The organism is Haloactinopolyspora alba (genome assembly GCF_003014555.1).
Classification (GTDB): domain Bacteria; phylum Actinomycetota; class Actinomycetes; order Jiangellales; family Jiangellaceae; genus Haloactinopolyspora; species Haloactinopolyspora alba.
Genome location: NZ_PYGE01000001.1, coordinates 465,385 through 478,707, shown reverse-complemented (window position 1 = coordinate 478,707; position 13,323 = coordinate 465,385). Strand labels below are relative to the sequence as shown.

The 13,323-nt window shown below is 64.7% G+C and carries 12 protein-coding genes; 4 read left to right on the top strand and 8 right to left on the bottom strand.

The window, feature by feature from the left end; all coding sequences use genetic code 11:
• Positions 1–7: 7 nt before the first annotated feature.
• Both CLV30_RS02120 and CLV30_RS02115 read right to left on the bottom strand, forming a co-directional pair.
• Positions 8–3,079, bottom strand: a complete 3,072-nt coding sequence (locus CLV30_RS02120; protein ID WP_106535500.1) for a helicase-related protein — start codon at positions 3,077–3,079, stop codon at positions 8–10.
• The gene (locus tag CLV30_RS02115) at positions 3,076–4,617 is read right to left on the bottom strand and encodes a sigma-70 family RNA polymerase sigma factor (RefSeq protein WP_205740384.1); all 1,542 of its coding nucleotides are present in this window, start codon (positions 4,615–4,617) and stop codon (positions 3,076–3,078) included. The genes CLV30_RS02120 and CLV30_RS02115 overlap by 4 nt, the downstream gene beginning before the upstream one ends.
• Before the next feature lie 203 nt (positions 4,618–4,820).
• Here CLV30_RS02115 and CLV30_RS02110 point away from each other — a divergent pair, with 203 nt between their 5' ends.
• A complete protein-coding gene (locus tag CLV30_RS02110) occupies positions 4,821–5,915 on the top strand; it encodes a DNA cytosine methyltransferase (protein WP_106535638.1) in 1,095 nt (364 codons plus the stop codon).
• A gap of 1,105 nt (positions 5,916–7,020) precedes the next feature.
• Here the strand turns inward: CLV30_RS02110 and CLV30_RS02100 are convergent.
• Entirely contained in the window at positions 7,021–7,275 is a 255-nt protein-coding gene (locus CLV30_RS02100) for a hypothetical protein (RefSeq protein ID WP_106535498.1), read from the bottom strand.
• Between the two features lie 153 nt (positions 7,276–7,428).
• Here CLV30_RS02100 and CLV30_RS02095 point away from each other — a divergent pair, with 153 nt between their 5' ends.
• Positions 7,429–9,075, top strand: a complete 1,647-nt coding sequence (locus CLV30_RS02095) for a nuclease-related domain-containing DEAD/DEAH box helicase (RefSeq protein WP_106535497.1) — start codon at positions 7,429–7,431, stop codon at positions 9,073–9,075.
• A gap of 57 nt (positions 9,076–9,132) precedes the next feature.
• Here CLV30_RS02095 and CLV30_RS26205 read toward each other — a convergent pair whose 3' ends face one another.
• The 3 genes from CLV30_RS26205 to CLV30_RS02085 all read right to left on the bottom strand — a co-directional run bounded on the left by CLV30_RS26205 (position 9,133) and on the right by CLV30_RS02085 (position 10,528).
• Entirely contained in the window at positions 9,133–9,288 is a 156-nt protein-coding gene (locus CLV30_RS26205) for a hypothetical protein (protein WP_165358375.1), read from the bottom strand.
• Positions 9,288–9,818, bottom strand: coding sequence for a helix-turn-helix domain-containing protein (locus CLV30_RS02090; protein ID WP_106535496.1), 531 nt, complete (start codon positions 9,816–9,818; stop codon positions 9,288–9,290). Before CLV30_RS02090 ends, CLV30_RS26205 begins: the two co-directional genes overlap by 1 nt.
• A gap of 77 nt (positions 9,819–9,895) precedes the next feature.
• On the bottom strand, positions 9,896–10,528 hold the full coding sequence (locus tag CLV30_RS02085; RefSeq protein WP_165358409.1) for an HD domain-containing protein: 633 nt from the start codon (positions 10,526–10,528) through the stop codon (positions 9,896–9,898).
• Positions 10,529–10,777: 249 nt separating this feature from the next.
• Between CLV30_RS02085 and CLV30_RS25835 the strand changes: the two genes are divergently transcribed.
• Both CLV30_RS25835 and CLV30_RS02070 read left to right on the top strand, forming a co-directional pair.
• Positions 10,778–11,524: a hypothetical protein gene (locus CLV30_RS25835; protein WP_129710823.1), complete on the top strand. Its 747-nt coding sequence runs from the start codon at positions 10,778–10,780 to the stop codon at positions 11,522–11,524.
• A complete protein-coding gene (locus CLV30_RS02070; RefSeq protein WP_129710822.1) occupies positions 11,517–12,029 on the top strand; it encodes a hypothetical protein in 513 nt (170 codons plus the stop codon). The genes CLV30_RS25835 and CLV30_RS02070 overlap by 8 nt, the downstream gene beginning before the upstream one ends.
• Positions 12,030–12,289: 260 nt before the next feature.
• Here CLV30_RS02070 and CLV30_RS02065 read toward each other — a convergent pair whose 3' ends face one another.
• Complete coding sequence (locus CLV30_RS02065; RefSeq protein WP_106535491.1) at positions 12,290–12,694, bottom strand: hypothetical protein; 405 nt, start codon at positions 12,692–12,694, stop codon at positions 12,290–12,292.
• Between the two features lie 3 nt (positions 12,695–12,697).
• On the bottom strand, positions 12,698–13,315 hold the full coding sequence (locus CLV30_RS25830; RefSeq protein ID WP_129710821.1) for a hypothetical protein: 618 nt from the start codon (positions 13,313–13,315) through the stop codon (positions 12,698–12,700).
• Positions 13,316–13,323: the final 8 nt, after the last annotated feature.

The following is a 13,323-nucleotide window of genomic DNA, read 5'->3' as shown; positions in this document are numbered from 1 at the left end:
CTGCCTGTCAGTCGTGAATCGGAGCGCTGGCCTCGACGTCTCTGAGGCTCATCATCGGAGGTCGAGGGCCGACGTCGGTCACGAACTTGGCCTTGCTCGTCGGCTCGTGGAGTTCGGCGTACCACTCCTGTACCCACTCCGCGATCTGCTCACGGTGGGCGGTGTCTTGGGCATCGTCGAAGCCCAAGACGTCACCGACAGCCTCCGCCTCGTCCGTCGCCGTCAGACCGGAATCACGGGCGTAGTCGCGCAGCTTCGCGGGCGTGCTCAACCGTTGTTTGCTGGCTGGCTCGCGAATCATCAGCGTCCTCGCGTTGACCACACCGGCGACGGTGAGGTCCAGTACTCGCCGGCTACGCCGTGTGATCGGGATCGCGTCGACGAACCGGTCGCCTTGGCGCACGTACTGCTCGAACTGCCGGAACGTCTGCGCGTCCCGTTCACGGCCGATCTTGTGCAGCACGTACACGAGGCCGGGGAACTTGCGTCCGACTCGTGCCGTCGTCTGGATGAACTCGGCCGTGGTCAGTGGCAACCCGAGCATCACCATCGTATTGAGCCGGTCGACGTCGACGCCGTGCGAGAGCATCGAACTGGCAGCGATCACGTGGATCCGTTCGTGGAACTCGGCCTCGGGGTTGTCCAACCGATCGAGAACCGCACGGACGTCGTCGAAGTCGGTCTGGCCAGTGAGCTGCTCGACCTCGATGCTCTCCACGGTGTTGTTGTTGCCCAGGCTCCGGCCAGCGGCTTCCACGTCGTAGAGCGTGGTGCCGTAGACGACGTTGGTGCCGTAGAGGCTGACCAGGGTGCCGAGATGACTGGGGTCGACACCGGCTTCCGAACACACCCTGGCCGGATCCTCCATCAACTCCCGGACGCATCGTTGCAGTGTGTCCAAGGTGCGGTCACTCACGTGCTCCAACGTCACGCCGCGTGGCGCGACGGCGACGAACTTGCGCAAGGGTTCCTCGATCGGAGCAGTCCAGAACGACTCACCTGCCCACGGCCCGGGCTGTGGAAAGACTCGTCCCTTTCGTTGGTACAGGACCTCGATCTGGCGTTCGTAGCCGGTCAGTGTGGCGCTGCTCGCCACGATCTTGGCGCGGGTCCCACACAGTTCGTATTGGACGTGGTCGAGCAAGCTTTCGTAGTGCGAGTCCACCGCCCCGAGGCTGTCTCGCAGCAGATGCAGCTCGTCCTGCAACCGCAACGATGGGCCGAACCGTTTCGCGTCGATGGGAAGTGGCTTGAGGACGTTGCCGCCCTGGCAGCCGGGCACCAAGCAGCCGTTTGGCGCGGCAGAGCGTTCGGCGTACGTGAAGCCGTGCCACGATACCGGGCACACCTTCTGTGGCGGACCGACGAGTCCGCGCATCGCTTGCTGCAGCCCGATCGACGCCGCCTTGTCCAGGGTGCCCACGACCACGGTCGGGAGGAACCGAAACACTTCCTGGTCGACGACGTACATCGGAAGTGCCTGTCCATGCGTGGTGCAGTCCTGATTGGAGCAGCGGTGCTCGAGTTTCCACCGTTCTCGATGGAAACTCATCTGCAGGCTGTCGCTACCGCAGAACGGGCAGTGCAGCAGCACCCGATACTTGTCTGGCATGCCCGGGCTGTCTGGCGTGACCTCGTCGTCCTTCTCGGTTTTCGGAACGATCTTGTTCGGAGTGCCGGCGCGTCCGACGAGAAATCCGAGACTGAACTGCGTGCCGCCTACGCCTTCCTCTTTTCGCACCAGTTCGGCACCCGCGAGAGCGTCGGCGAAGCGCTGGGTCTGCTGCAGGCTCAGCAGCCGTAGCGGGAATCTGGACCAGGCCGTCACGCCCATCGTCTTGCCGGTCAGGCGGTCGAAAAACGCCGCCGTCAGCAGCAACCCGAGGTACGTCTCCGTCTTTCCGCCGCCGGTCGCGAACCAGACGGTGTCGACGTAGTCCGCCTCCCTCTCGGGGTCGACGAGGAAGCCGATGGTCGACAGGAGGAAACCGACTTGGAACGGGCGCCACGCGTCGTACCCGCGTCCTTCGGAGCTGCGTTCGATGGCCATGTTCATCAGCTGGAAGGCTCGCAAGACGTCATCGCGAGTCCGCAACAGTTCCAACCCCGAGCGCAGCCGCTCGAGTTCGGCGAACACTTCCGAGGCAGACCGGTCCGCCTCGGCTCGCATCGATGGCTGCCAGCTTTCCTCCGCAGCTCGCGCATCCAATACCGACGGGGACCAGTGCGCGTCGTCGTACGAGGCGAGGGCATCCACGAGGGCCTGAAGTTGGGGGAGTGGATCGGCGGCCATCGTCGCGAAAGACAGGTCTGGCTGTGTTTCCGTCCCGTGCCAGTACGTCGGGCGGTAGGTTTGGACGCTCACCGTGTCGGTCGTACGGAACGTACCCGGCGACGGCTCGTCCACGCCGACGTTGATTCCGTAGGCGTGGACGTCACGGTCGTACCGGAAGCTGTCGGGCAACGCCTCGAGCTGGAAGGAAGCCGTCGCGACCCCGGACACTTCGAGCTGTGTCTCGAAGAGATGAGTGTCACCCAACGCCGGCAGTTTCCGGGGACTCGTGTTGACGAACTCCACGACTATCTCGGTCTGCTTGTGCCAGTCTTCGACGTCGACCCGAACCTCGGCGGACAGCCCCGGGGCGCCGACGGCGGCGAACGCGTTCTCGAGCTGCGTAGAGCCGAACGAGCCGCCACCGGTGTCCACTCGCACTGTGACGACCTCTTCGACGAGGTCACTCCGCCGCCACGGCCCCTGTGGATCCGGTCCGTCCTTCTTCGAATCCTTGACCCAGGCTCGCGCCTGCACTGTCGCCGTGATCGACCACGGCGCGGTGTCCGCGGGACGTAGCCGGATGCCAATTGCACAGGGGTCCAGTCGTTCCGATCTGTCGTCGTCCCCACCTTGGCGGACCTCGTCCTCGGTAGCGAGGCGACCCAACCAGAACGTGCTCGCCGGAGCGACCTCCAGTCGGTCGAGGCCGTCACCGCGGCCGGCGGCAATCACTCGACTGTCGAGCCAATCGACGAAAGCGTTGCACGCCTCACGTGCGGACTGGTCCGGGGCAGGGCTCGTCATGCTGGTACCTCAACCTCGTGGTCGGCTCGGACTGACTCCGGGTCGTCGAAGAGATACGAGCGTAGGGTTGCCACCCGCTCGTTCTCTTGAAGCTTCTTCAAAGCCTTGTTCTGGATCTGTCGTATCCGTTCCCGCGTCACGGCAAAGTCTTCGGCGATCTGTTCCAGGGTTTCTTCGTTGCCAGTGCCGAGACCGAAGCGACGATCGAGAATCCGGTGTTCACGGTCCGACAGGACGTCCTGAAGGGTGCGTCGCACGTCACTGACGAACATGGTGTTGATCATGACACTCGCCGGATCGGTGCGTCCGTCCCGGTCCTCCTCTCGAGCCAACACGTCCGACAGGCGCAAGTCTCCTTCGTCGCCAAGGAGCTCGTCCAGACTCCGTGGCGGCCTCATCACGTCGAGTGCCCACTGGACCTTTTCCGGCGACATGCCGGTCGAATCGGCCAGCTCCGTCGACGTAGGATCACGGTCGAAGCGTCGTGTCAGTTGTGAAGCGGCTCGCCGTACGACCCGGATCTGGTCATGAGCGTGGACCGGCACGCGGATGGTTCTGCTGGTGTCGGCGACACCCCGCTCGATCGCCTGCCTGATCCACCACGTTGCGTACGTGGAGAACTTGAAGCCCTTCGATCCGTCGAACTTGTAGGCGGCTCGCATCAGGCCGATGTTTCCGAACTGGATGAGATCTGCGAGATCGAGGCCGCTGGAAACGTAGCGACTGGCCTTGGCTATGGACACGACGAGCCGTAGGTTGGCGCAGACGAGGTCGGTGTGTGCCCGTTTGCCCGCTTCCGTGACGGCCTCGAGCTGCCGTCGTTCGTCTTCGGACAAGTCACGTGCGCTCTCGGACTTCAGCGTGTTCTGTGCGGTGGTTCCTCGTGTGATCAACGACCACAGCTCGACTTCGCGCGTCGCGTCGATCATCGCGTATCGGCCGATGGCGTGGAGGTACGTTCCCGTGGAGTCGCGGAGTGCGCCAGAGGTCTGACGGAGCGTCCTGGCGTCGTGATCGTCGGCGGGCTCAGCCAGCTCCACGCCTGTGTCACGCAAGAGGTTCAACAACTCGGTGTGTTGCTCGGCCGAGAACTGCCGCTTGGTGGTGAGCGTCGCCACGTCGGCCAGCGTCAGCTCGCCTGACCGTGCCAAGTCCCCCAGGAGGTCGTCCGCGGCGCTCCCCACGACGTCGTCGGCCGGACGCTCGGGGGTTGGCTCGGGATCGTCGCCACACATCCAGCTCAGACCATCGTCCGCGGCGTCCAGCTCTGCAGCATCGTCGGGCTGTATCGAGTCGAACTCGGCGGCGTCGTCTGTCGCGGAAGGATGTTCGGGGATCACCAGTGCTTCCGACCTGACCGCCCGTTGGTCTTTCCGCTTGCTGCGTCCATGTGCCGCCAACAGTTTGTCGACATCCTCGTGGGTGAGGTGATGCCGGACGACGAACTCGGACACGAGCTCTTGGGCTCTTCCTGCCTCCTGGCCGCCCATGATCGTGCGCAGCTCTTCGACCACGGCTGGGGTGATCCGCGCAACCATCGTCCCCTCCTGTGTGTGCGGAGGACCAACGTACTGACAACCCAGGACACAACCGGACGTTCCGCGAACTCTCGATCTTGCCCACCGTGTTGGCGCGAGTGGCCGCGACGTACCGCGGACCGCGATATCCGCTTCTGTGACGGACGGCGCTCGTCGCGGGTGTCGACACCGCGTGGTCGATGGTCGTGGACTATGGTCTTGGCATGCCCGCTCGACCTGTCACGGTTTCTGCTGTGGATCTGTTCTGCGGTGCAGGTGGCCTCTCGTACGGGCTCCAAGAAGCTGGCGTCCACGTCGCCGCCGGCATCGACATCGATCCAGCCTGCGCGTACCCGTTCGAGACGAACGTTCGTGCGCCGTACCACTCACGGGACGTGCGTCAGCTGAACAGCGACGAGCTCGCCGACTTGTGGCCGGCAGGAGCTGTCCGCGTGCTCGCGGGATGCGCCCCGTGCCAGCCCTTCTCGCCGTATCGCCGGGGTGCCGACACGTCACACGAAGATCAGTGGTCGCTCGTGGGGGAGATGCGACGTCTCGTCGAAGGCACGATGCCCGATGTCGTCACGATGGAGAACGTGCCGCGTATCGGCAGCACGGCCATATTTCGAGATTTTGTCGCACAGTTGCGCGAGCTCGGATACTCCGTGGATTTCGAGTCTTGCTATTGCCCTGCTTACGGGGTGCCGCAACATCGCCGTCGGTTGGTGCTCGTCGCATCTTTGCTCGGCGACTTGGTGGTTCCGAAAGGCGCCTTGGGGCCGGACGAGTATCCGACAGTTCGTCAGAACATCAACGAGTTGCCTCCGGTTCGGCACGGGGAAGCTGATTCCAACGACCGGCTCCACAAAGGTCGGACACTCAGCAAACTCAATCTCGAGCGCATTCGGCAATCGACGCCGGGTGGGACGTGGGAAGACTGGCCTGAAGAGCTTCGCGCCCCGTGTCATCGCAAGGCGGGAGGTTCGACGTACCGTAACGTCTATGCGCGCATGACCTGGGACGATCCGTCACCAACTGTCACGACGTTGGCGCACAACTTCGGTGCGGGTAGGTTCGGACATCCGGAGCAAGATCGAGCGATCACGTTGCGTGAAGCGGCGATTTTGCAGAGCTTTCCACGGGACTACGACTTCGTCGCGCCAGGTGCCCCGGTGCAGTTCGCTCCGCTCGGTCGGCTCATCGGCAACGCTGTGCCGCCCGAGCTGGCCGCTGCCGTGGGTGAGCAAATAGTCGATCATGTTCGACAGTGTCGGGGCGAAGTTGGCGAAAGCCGACGTGAAGTCGAACTCCATAGATAAATCCATCGGGCGGTCGCAACGATGGAGGGCGGTGGAAGATTCACCTGGGAGGTTCGAACGCCAACCGCCGATGGCTCGCGAACTCGAAGACCTAATTTTGCCATGGATCTCCGTAGTTCGATGCTGTTGGTCTTCCGTGGTTTCGGCCGCAGCCCTGGCATTCCCGACGATTACTCGTTTGTTTTTCATCGACTGGTTGGATGGTCAGCCCTTCGTCCAGTGCCTTCTTCTTTCCGTCCCACAACATAGTGCAATATAGATCGCGATGGCAGACCGTGCCGCCACGCGACTCGTATATCCGCTTCCCCGAGTCGGCCACGGGAGTCTTGGTCTCCACGTAGAGTTCAACTGCCACGGGGAGGTCCGACGCGAGCGCAATCCATCCGTCGGACGTTGTCGAAAACCACCTGTCTGCTTGCTCGAGGAGTTGCTCCAATGCGTTAAGCGAATGATTTTTCCAATTGCGAGTCCGAAGCTCGCTCTGCAGTGTTGCTGTTTTCGTCGCTCCAGTCTCGCGTAGTACTTTGTGAGCGACGTAGAGCAAGTTCCGTGCGTATCCGGCGCTGAGCGAGTCGGGCAAGTGCACTGTCTTTCTCCAAACTCGATGCGGATGTTGCGGTAGAGATACTCGTACGATCGTCCGGGGAGCCGTCGAGTCGTGTTCGTGTCGAGTGGCTCGTCACTCGACACGAACACTGGTTCTAGCAGGGACCCCAGACTGAAGTCGGGACTGTCCGACGACTGGTGAATGGTCGGTGTTCAGTGGATTTGGCAGATCGAGGTGCTGGTAGGTGTGTTGCCAGTCGGTGAAGAGGGCCGCGAGTCGTGTGTCCACCTCGGTCAGGGGCACGAGGTAGTGGCAGGTTTCGGTGTAGTACGAGCGCTGTTTGGCCGGTCGGGGGTGGGTGTGCAGGCGTTGGACGTTGCTGTACCGATCGGCGAGTTTCAGCTGTAGCGCGGGCCGGTAGGTCGCGGAGTCGGCTGAGGTAGCGGTGCCGGGCTGCGGCGCGGTTCTCGCCCGGTGCGGTGGGCGGCTTGGTGACGTGGTCGACGAGCTCGGCAACGCCTGGGGCGTCGTCCCACGATCTCCAGTCGCCGAAGGTTCTCATGTGTCGCTGTCGGTCAGGCTCTGGCGGTATTCGGTCCAGGTGGGCAGCGGCTCCGTCGGCTCGTCGCGCCGGATCCGGACGTGCTTGAACTTGTGGGCCATGCCCAGCTGGCGCAGTTCGTCGGCGGCCGCCATGAAGGTCGCGTCGGCATCGGGGCAGCCTCGCTCATCTATGACGAACGCCGCGACGCTACCGCCGTCCGTAGTGGTCACATGGCCGATCCAGATCCACGCATGGTTCGTCTCGGTCACTGCGTCGCCCTCGCGGTCTCGATCCTTGATCCAGATTCACCGGCACGCAGGCGAGGCTAGGCGCGCCCGCCGCCGGCGCGTTGTGTCCGGCGTTTGGCGTACAACGTGGATCTGACCAACCACCGAGTGCCAGCGTGAGAGGGGAGGTCGCCGATGCCGCTGAGCCTTCCCGATGCGCCCCGGTTCGCGACCGCCAGCGAACGAGCGGTCTGGCAGCACCTGCGTGACCAGTTGCGCCCGGAAGACGTCCTGTTGACCAACGTTCGCGTCACGGACGACTTCAAGGACCATGAGGTCGACCTGATCGTCCTGATGCCTGGCTCCGGCGCCGTCGTGGTCGAGGTGAAGGGCGGGGCGGTGACGCACGACGGAGAGACGTGGTGGCAGACGAGCGCCAACGGCCACTGCCGCCGGATCGATCCGATCTACCAGGTGCGCTCGGCCAAGTACGCGCTGCGCCGCTACCTCGAGTCCGATCCCCGTTGGCGTGATCAATCGCGCGGCCGGTTCCGCTGGGCGCATGTGCTCGTCGTCCCACACACCGAGGTCGACGACGATTTCGCCCGGCCGGACTGCCCTCGCTGGTCGATCGCTGGTCGACGCGACCTGCACGACCTGGCCGGCCGGCTGTGGGACGTCCCGGTGCGGCAAGAGAGCGCGAACCGGGTGTTCACGGCGGACGACGCCGACACGGTCATCGGTATCCTGCGGGGCCGCAACCTGCCGCAGCGTGACGTCGTCGCGCTCGCGGCCGAACGCGAGCACGTCGCAGAACAGCTGACCCAGGACCAAGCGGTCATCCTGGCAGCGACCAGCAAGCTGCACCGCGTCGAGGTCCGTGGCGGCGCCGGCAGCGGCAAGACGTGGCTGGCCCTCGAACAGACGCGCAGGCTCGCCCGCGGCGGCGCGAAGGTCGCGCTCACCTGCTACAGCCGCGGTCTTGCGGAGTTCCTCCGCCGTACGGTGGCGGCGTGGCCGCGGCGACACCGTCCGGCCTACGTCGGCGAGTTCCACGCGCTCGGCGTCCAGTGGGGTGCGGCGCCAGGGACCGACGACGACTCCGATTTCTGGGAGCGTCGGCTGCCGAACCAGATGGTCGACCTGGCGGCCGAACTGTCCGATGGGCACCGATTCGACGCCGTCGTCGTGGCCGAGGCGCAGGACTTCGCCGAATCGTGGTGGCCCGCGCTACTCGCGGCGTTGCGGGACGACGAGTCCGGCGGCGTCCACGCGTTCACCGACGACGGCCAGCGCGTCTTCCAGCGGTACGGGCGTCCGCCGGTTCCGTTGGTGCCGCTGGTGCTCGACCACAACCTCCGCAATACGGTGCAGATCGCGGACACGTTCATCCCGCTCACGCCGATGCCGATGCGGTTGATGGGCAGCGAAGGGCCGAACGTGCGGTTCGTGCCGAGCCCATCGGCCGAGGCGCTGGACCGGGCCGACGACGAGGTGGACGCCCTACTCGACGCTGGCTGGCGCCCCGAGGATCTTGCCCTGTTGACCACCGGCAGCAGGAACCCGGAGCAAGTGGCCCGACAGGCCGAGGGGCAGAACGCGTACTGGGCGACGTTCTGGGACGACGATCAGGTGTTCTACGGCCACGTCCTCGGTTTCAAGGGGATGGAGCGCCGCGCCGTCGTTCTCGCGCTGAACGAGTCCGAGTTGAGGGAGCGGTCGAAGGAGCGGCTCTACGTCGGTCTGTCGCGTGCGCGCGACACGTTGGTGGTGGTCGGTGATCCGGAACAGTTGCGTGCCATCGGCGGCGACGACGTCCACCGCCGCGTGACGGGTGCGTAGCGAGCGCGCAGGCGAAGGGGATGTTGCGGTATGTCGTTGGCGAGTGGCACTGCCCGCTCAGGCTGGGCCAGATGTATCAAGGATGGTGTGCTGGCACGCTCTCGCCACGGCGATGTCCGAGTCGTAGCTGGCTCGTCCACGGGAAGCGAGCTCCTCCATCTCGGCCAGGGTGGCGTCCACGTAGAGCAGCAGTTCCGCGGTGTGTTCGTCCATCAGGCGGCTACTTCCAGTGGACGCAGATCACGATTGACGCGTCGTTGGAGGAGCTCATTTGACGCCAGTTCCTTGGTTGTTACGACGTCGACAGGACACCCCAGAGCTGCGGCGATCTCGTCGGCGAGGTCGACGTAGTCGTCGAACTGGGCCTCATCCGTGAGGGCCACCAGGAGGTCCAAGTCGGAGCCCGGCCTGTCGTCTCCCCGAGCGACGGAGCCGAACACCCACGCCTTTTCGATCGGATAGCGAGTCAAGACGCGAGCGACTTCGGAGCGGCGCCGCTCGAGCAGAACCGATGGGCGGATCGTGTTGGTCAGCGTGGTCTCGAGGCGGAAACCTGCAGCAGCGAGGAGGCGTTCGAGCATGGTGACGGACGGCTGCCGGCCACCCGACTCGATGTTGGCGACTGTCGACTGCGGAACGTCGGCCAGCCGAGCGAGTTCGCGCTGGCTCAAGCCACGGCGAGCACGTGCGGAACGCACCAGGTCAGCTGCGGTGCTGCTGTCGTGACGTGCCGAGTCGACCATGAGATTACGATAGCGGATTCGCTATCAATTCGACAGTGGGCATGCTCGGATGCCAAGGACGTCGCCTCGGTCAGGTCCTATCTGTCGGCGGGTCCGGAGCCAGCACTCGGCGGAGGCTGGGCGAGGTGCTGGTAAGCGTGTTGCCATTCGGTGAAGAGATCCGCGAGCCGTGAATCCACCACGGCGAGGGGCGCGAGGTAGTGGCAGGTCTCGGTGTAATACGCGCGTTGCTTGGCCGGCCGCGGGTGGGTGTGCAGGCGTTGAACGTTGCTGTACCGATCGGCAAGTTTCAACCGTAGCGCGTCGGCAGGCAGGTCCCGTAGTCGGCTGAGGTAGCGGTGCCGGGCCGCGGCGCGGTCGTCGCCGGGTGGCGTGGGTGGCATGGTGACGTGGTCGACGAGTTCGGCGACGCGTGGGCCGAAGCGCTGCGTGATCTCCGTGCGCGTGGTGGGGGTGTCTTCGACGACGTCGTGGAGGAGAGCCGCCGTGAGCAGGTCGGCATCGGTGACGTTCAGTGCGGTGCTGAGGATCTCGACGACCTCGAGCAGATGGTAGGTGTAGGGCTCGCCGGCCGGCCGAGTCTGGCCAGCATGCCGATCGGTCGCGAACGCGTAGGCGGCGTCCAGCCGCTCAACATCCTCCGCGGACAGTCTTCCTGCCAGCGCGTCGCGGGCGTCGTCCCACGACATCCAGTCGCCGAAGGTTCTCATGTGTCGCCGTCGGTCACTCTGTGTCTCGCTCCTGGTCTCTTCGTGGTCCCAGGCAGTTGCTCGTACCCGCCACCTTGTGCACAACTGTATTTCGAACGTGTGCGGAAGTCCGTCGATACTCGTCCCGATGATCAGCGGTGCCACACACGACAGGCCGGAGTGCGGGCTCTTGGCACCTGTGTCACAACGCGGCATGTTGCGGCACCTACGCTGGCGTCATGCTTCTGCGGACGAGGACGGTGGTCGCAGGTGACCGATCGACCCACGGCTGAGGCCGTCCGCGCTTTGCAAGAGCTGCGCGATGCCTCCGGTCGTGAGGCCGAGGATGTCGCATCGTCCGTGGCCGGTGAGATCGAGGCTGTCGTCGGTGCTCTGCGCGAGGTGCGATCGGTGAACCTCACCGGCGAGATCGACGAGATCGGCCATCTTGGTCTCGCCATGATCGATTGCGTACGGCAGTCCGGTGGCGAAGTAAGCCAGGCCATCGACCAAGAGATCGGCGATCTGCAGCATCTTCTCCGCTCCGGTACCACTGGTTCACCGGTCGACGGCAGTCTGGCGCCCTCGTCGCTGGCCACACAGCTCCCGCAGTTCGAGAACCGTGACCCGGATAGCCTTGATGACGAGTTGGCGCGCGCCGAAAACTTGGGGGTGCGCCGAATGAAGGTCGGCGATCCTGAGTTCGACGAGGTGATCAATGCTGGCGACGTGAAATGGGCGGTCTTGTCTGACGGAGAGCTCTACGTCATGCGCAAGCACGTCGAGGGAGCGAGGAAAGACCTGGCCCATACGGTCCTTACCGGGGGCGGCACGGTGATTGCGGCCGGTGAGGCGAACATGGCGGGGTCCGCTGATAGCGGCTACGTTGGATTGGCGATCGACAACCACAGCGGTCATTACGAGCCGCCCCCGCATACGCTCGACATCGGTCTCGCGGCGTTCGCTGATGCGGGGATTCATTTCGCTGAAGAGGGGCAGGAGCGGATGTATGGCTGAGGTTCGTGTTCCTCAGGATGTGCTCGATTACGCCGATCGGGAGTCGTTTACACAGGAAGCGCACCGCGTGCTCGACTTCGGCCTAGGGGAGCTCACCTCGGCCGAGGAAGCTGATGACATCGACGCTGCTATGGAGTGGTGGCGCGGAATCGCAGCACTGAACCGGGCGATGGCCGAGGCCGGCTTCATCCGAGACATCGTCAGTATCGAGCGTGAGGCCCGCGTCGCGTCCGTGCTGGCGACGACGTTCGGCAGAGACAAGATCATGCCGCACGTCGACCTGGACGAGATCGCGGAGCGCACTATTGCCGCGCTGCCCGTCAGCTACGACCAGGCCGCGTCCGAGGCGCCTCGCTGGAGGGAACTCAGCCACCAGGGCATGGTGAACCTGCGCGAGGCCAAGATCATCATCAGGTCACTCGAACAGCTCGCGCCGCATGCCGAGCTGATCACCCGGATGCCACATTGGGACGATTGGCGTGCCCTCCGGGAGCGCCTCCCGTAAGAGCCACGGGCGTCGCGTCGGAATCGTCCGGTGACGATTGCGCTGAGCGCAAGGTCAGCGGTCACGCGGCCGCCACACCGACACGAGGTCGGCGGGTTCCAGGCAGACGTCCGGATCCGCCGTGCCGAAGCCCGACCGTGACACCGCGACCATCCGGGCTTCAGCCGCTCCGGGCACCTGCGCACGCGCGGCGGCGAGGTCGTGGCGGTCGAACGGTTACCGGTCGCGCCACTTGATCGAACCGACGAACGACCCCTCGGTCAGGCCTCGATGCCGAGTGCGTCGTCGATCGACACGTGCCCGTCGTGTGCGAGCTGGCCGACGACGAGCAATGAATAGATGAGCGCGACATTACGGGGCACACCCTGGGCGATCTCCCCGTCGCCGGCAGCGCCTCGAATGACCGCTTCCATCATCGGTCGTGCGATGGCCAAGCTCCCCTCGAACCGATCGGCCACGTTTTGGGAGATCAGGGCGGCAGAATCCGGGGTTGCGGCAGGAATGGTTTCAACGGCGATGAACAGCGCTTCAGTGATCGAGTATTCGAAGTTGTCCCAACCACGATGCTGAAGGGTATCAATGTGCGCTTTGAACGTATCCGCGTCACCGGCGGTGGCGGCAATGAACGCCCGACGGAGGATCACAGAGTTCTCTTCACCGGACATCGGTCACCCGCCTCGTAATCGCTTGATCCATTGCTCGAACAACTCCCAGATGATGGTAGCTGTCATGGTGACAGCTGTGACGGGGTCGTTGACCTCGGCGCCCATTGGGGCGTCCGGCGCGACATTGATCGGATCGACGATGGCGCTGGCTTCCTTGCCGACGTCGGAGCCATATGCCATCAGCTGCCTCCGGATCGCCTCCCGCCGTTGGGCAGGCGTGGCCGGACGGCGTGGGGCGACCGCCGTTCCTGCGCCCTCGGCATCCTTGGGCAGATCCGCGGGCCTCGATTCGGGCGCGCCTGCCGTGCTGCCCACAGCTGAGTTTGCGCCGTGGTGGTGAGGTCCGCCGACAGCGCGATCGACGAGACCGGTGGCATACTCGTGGCCTTCGTCGGCGGCGATGAGGAGTTGCTCGATAGCTCGCGTCACGAGTTCGGCGGCGTGCCGGCTGAGGTTCGCAACGTCCGCCAGTCGCCGATCGTGGCTCTGATGCGCCAAGAGGGCAGCGTGATCGGCGAGATGACGGAGGTGGCGCCGCCGCTCGTCGAGTCCGGGCGCGCTTCGCTGGATCTGATCCGCGAGCTCACGTAATACGGCGGCGAGTCTTTCAAGCTCCGACATGACGTTGA

Excerpts from the sequence above, each read along its gene's own strand:
- CLV30_RS02120 (WP_106535500.1), bottom strand. The coding sequence starts at position 3,079 with ATGACGAGCCCTGCCCCGGACCAGTCCGCACGTGAGGCGTGCAACGCT.
- CLV30_RS25830 (WP_129710821.1), bottom strand. The coding sequence starts at position 13,315 with ATGTCGGAGCTTGAAAGACTCGCCGCCGTATTACGTGAGCTCGCGGAT.
- CLV30_RS02110 (WP_106535638.1), top strand. The coding sequence starts at position 4,821 with ATGCCCGCTCGACCTGTCACGGTTTCTGCTGTGGATCTGTTCTGCGGT.
- CLV30_RS02115 (WP_205740384.1), bottom strand. The coding sequence starts at position 4,617 with ATGGTTGCGCGGATCACCCCAGCCGTGGTCGAAGAGCTGCGCACGATC.
- CLV30_RS02095 (WP_106535497.1), top strand. The coding sequence starts at position 7,429 with ATGCCGCTGAGCCTTCCCGATGCGCCCCGGTTCGCGACCGCCAGCGAA.
- CLV30_RS26205 (WP_165358375.1), bottom strand. The coding sequence starts at position 9,288 with ATGGACGAACACACCGCGGAACTGCTGCTCTACGTGGACGCCACCCTG.
- CLV30_RS02090 (WP_106535496.1), bottom strand. The coding sequence starts at position 9,818 with ATGGTCGACTCGGCACGTCACGACAGCAGCACCGCAGCTGACCTGGTG.
- CLV30_RS02085 (WP_165358409.1), bottom strand. The coding sequence starts at position 10,528 with ATGAGAACCTTCGGCGACTGGATGTCGTGGGACGACGCCCGCGACGCG.
- CLV30_RS02070 (WP_129710822.1), top strand. The coding sequence starts at position 11,517 with ATGGCTGAGGTTCGTGTTCCTCAGGATGTGCTCGATTACGCCGATCGG.
- CLV30_RS02065 (WP_106535491.1), bottom strand. The coding sequence starts at position 12,694 with ATGTCCGGTGAAGAGAACTCTGTGATCCTCCGTCGGGCGTTCATTGCC.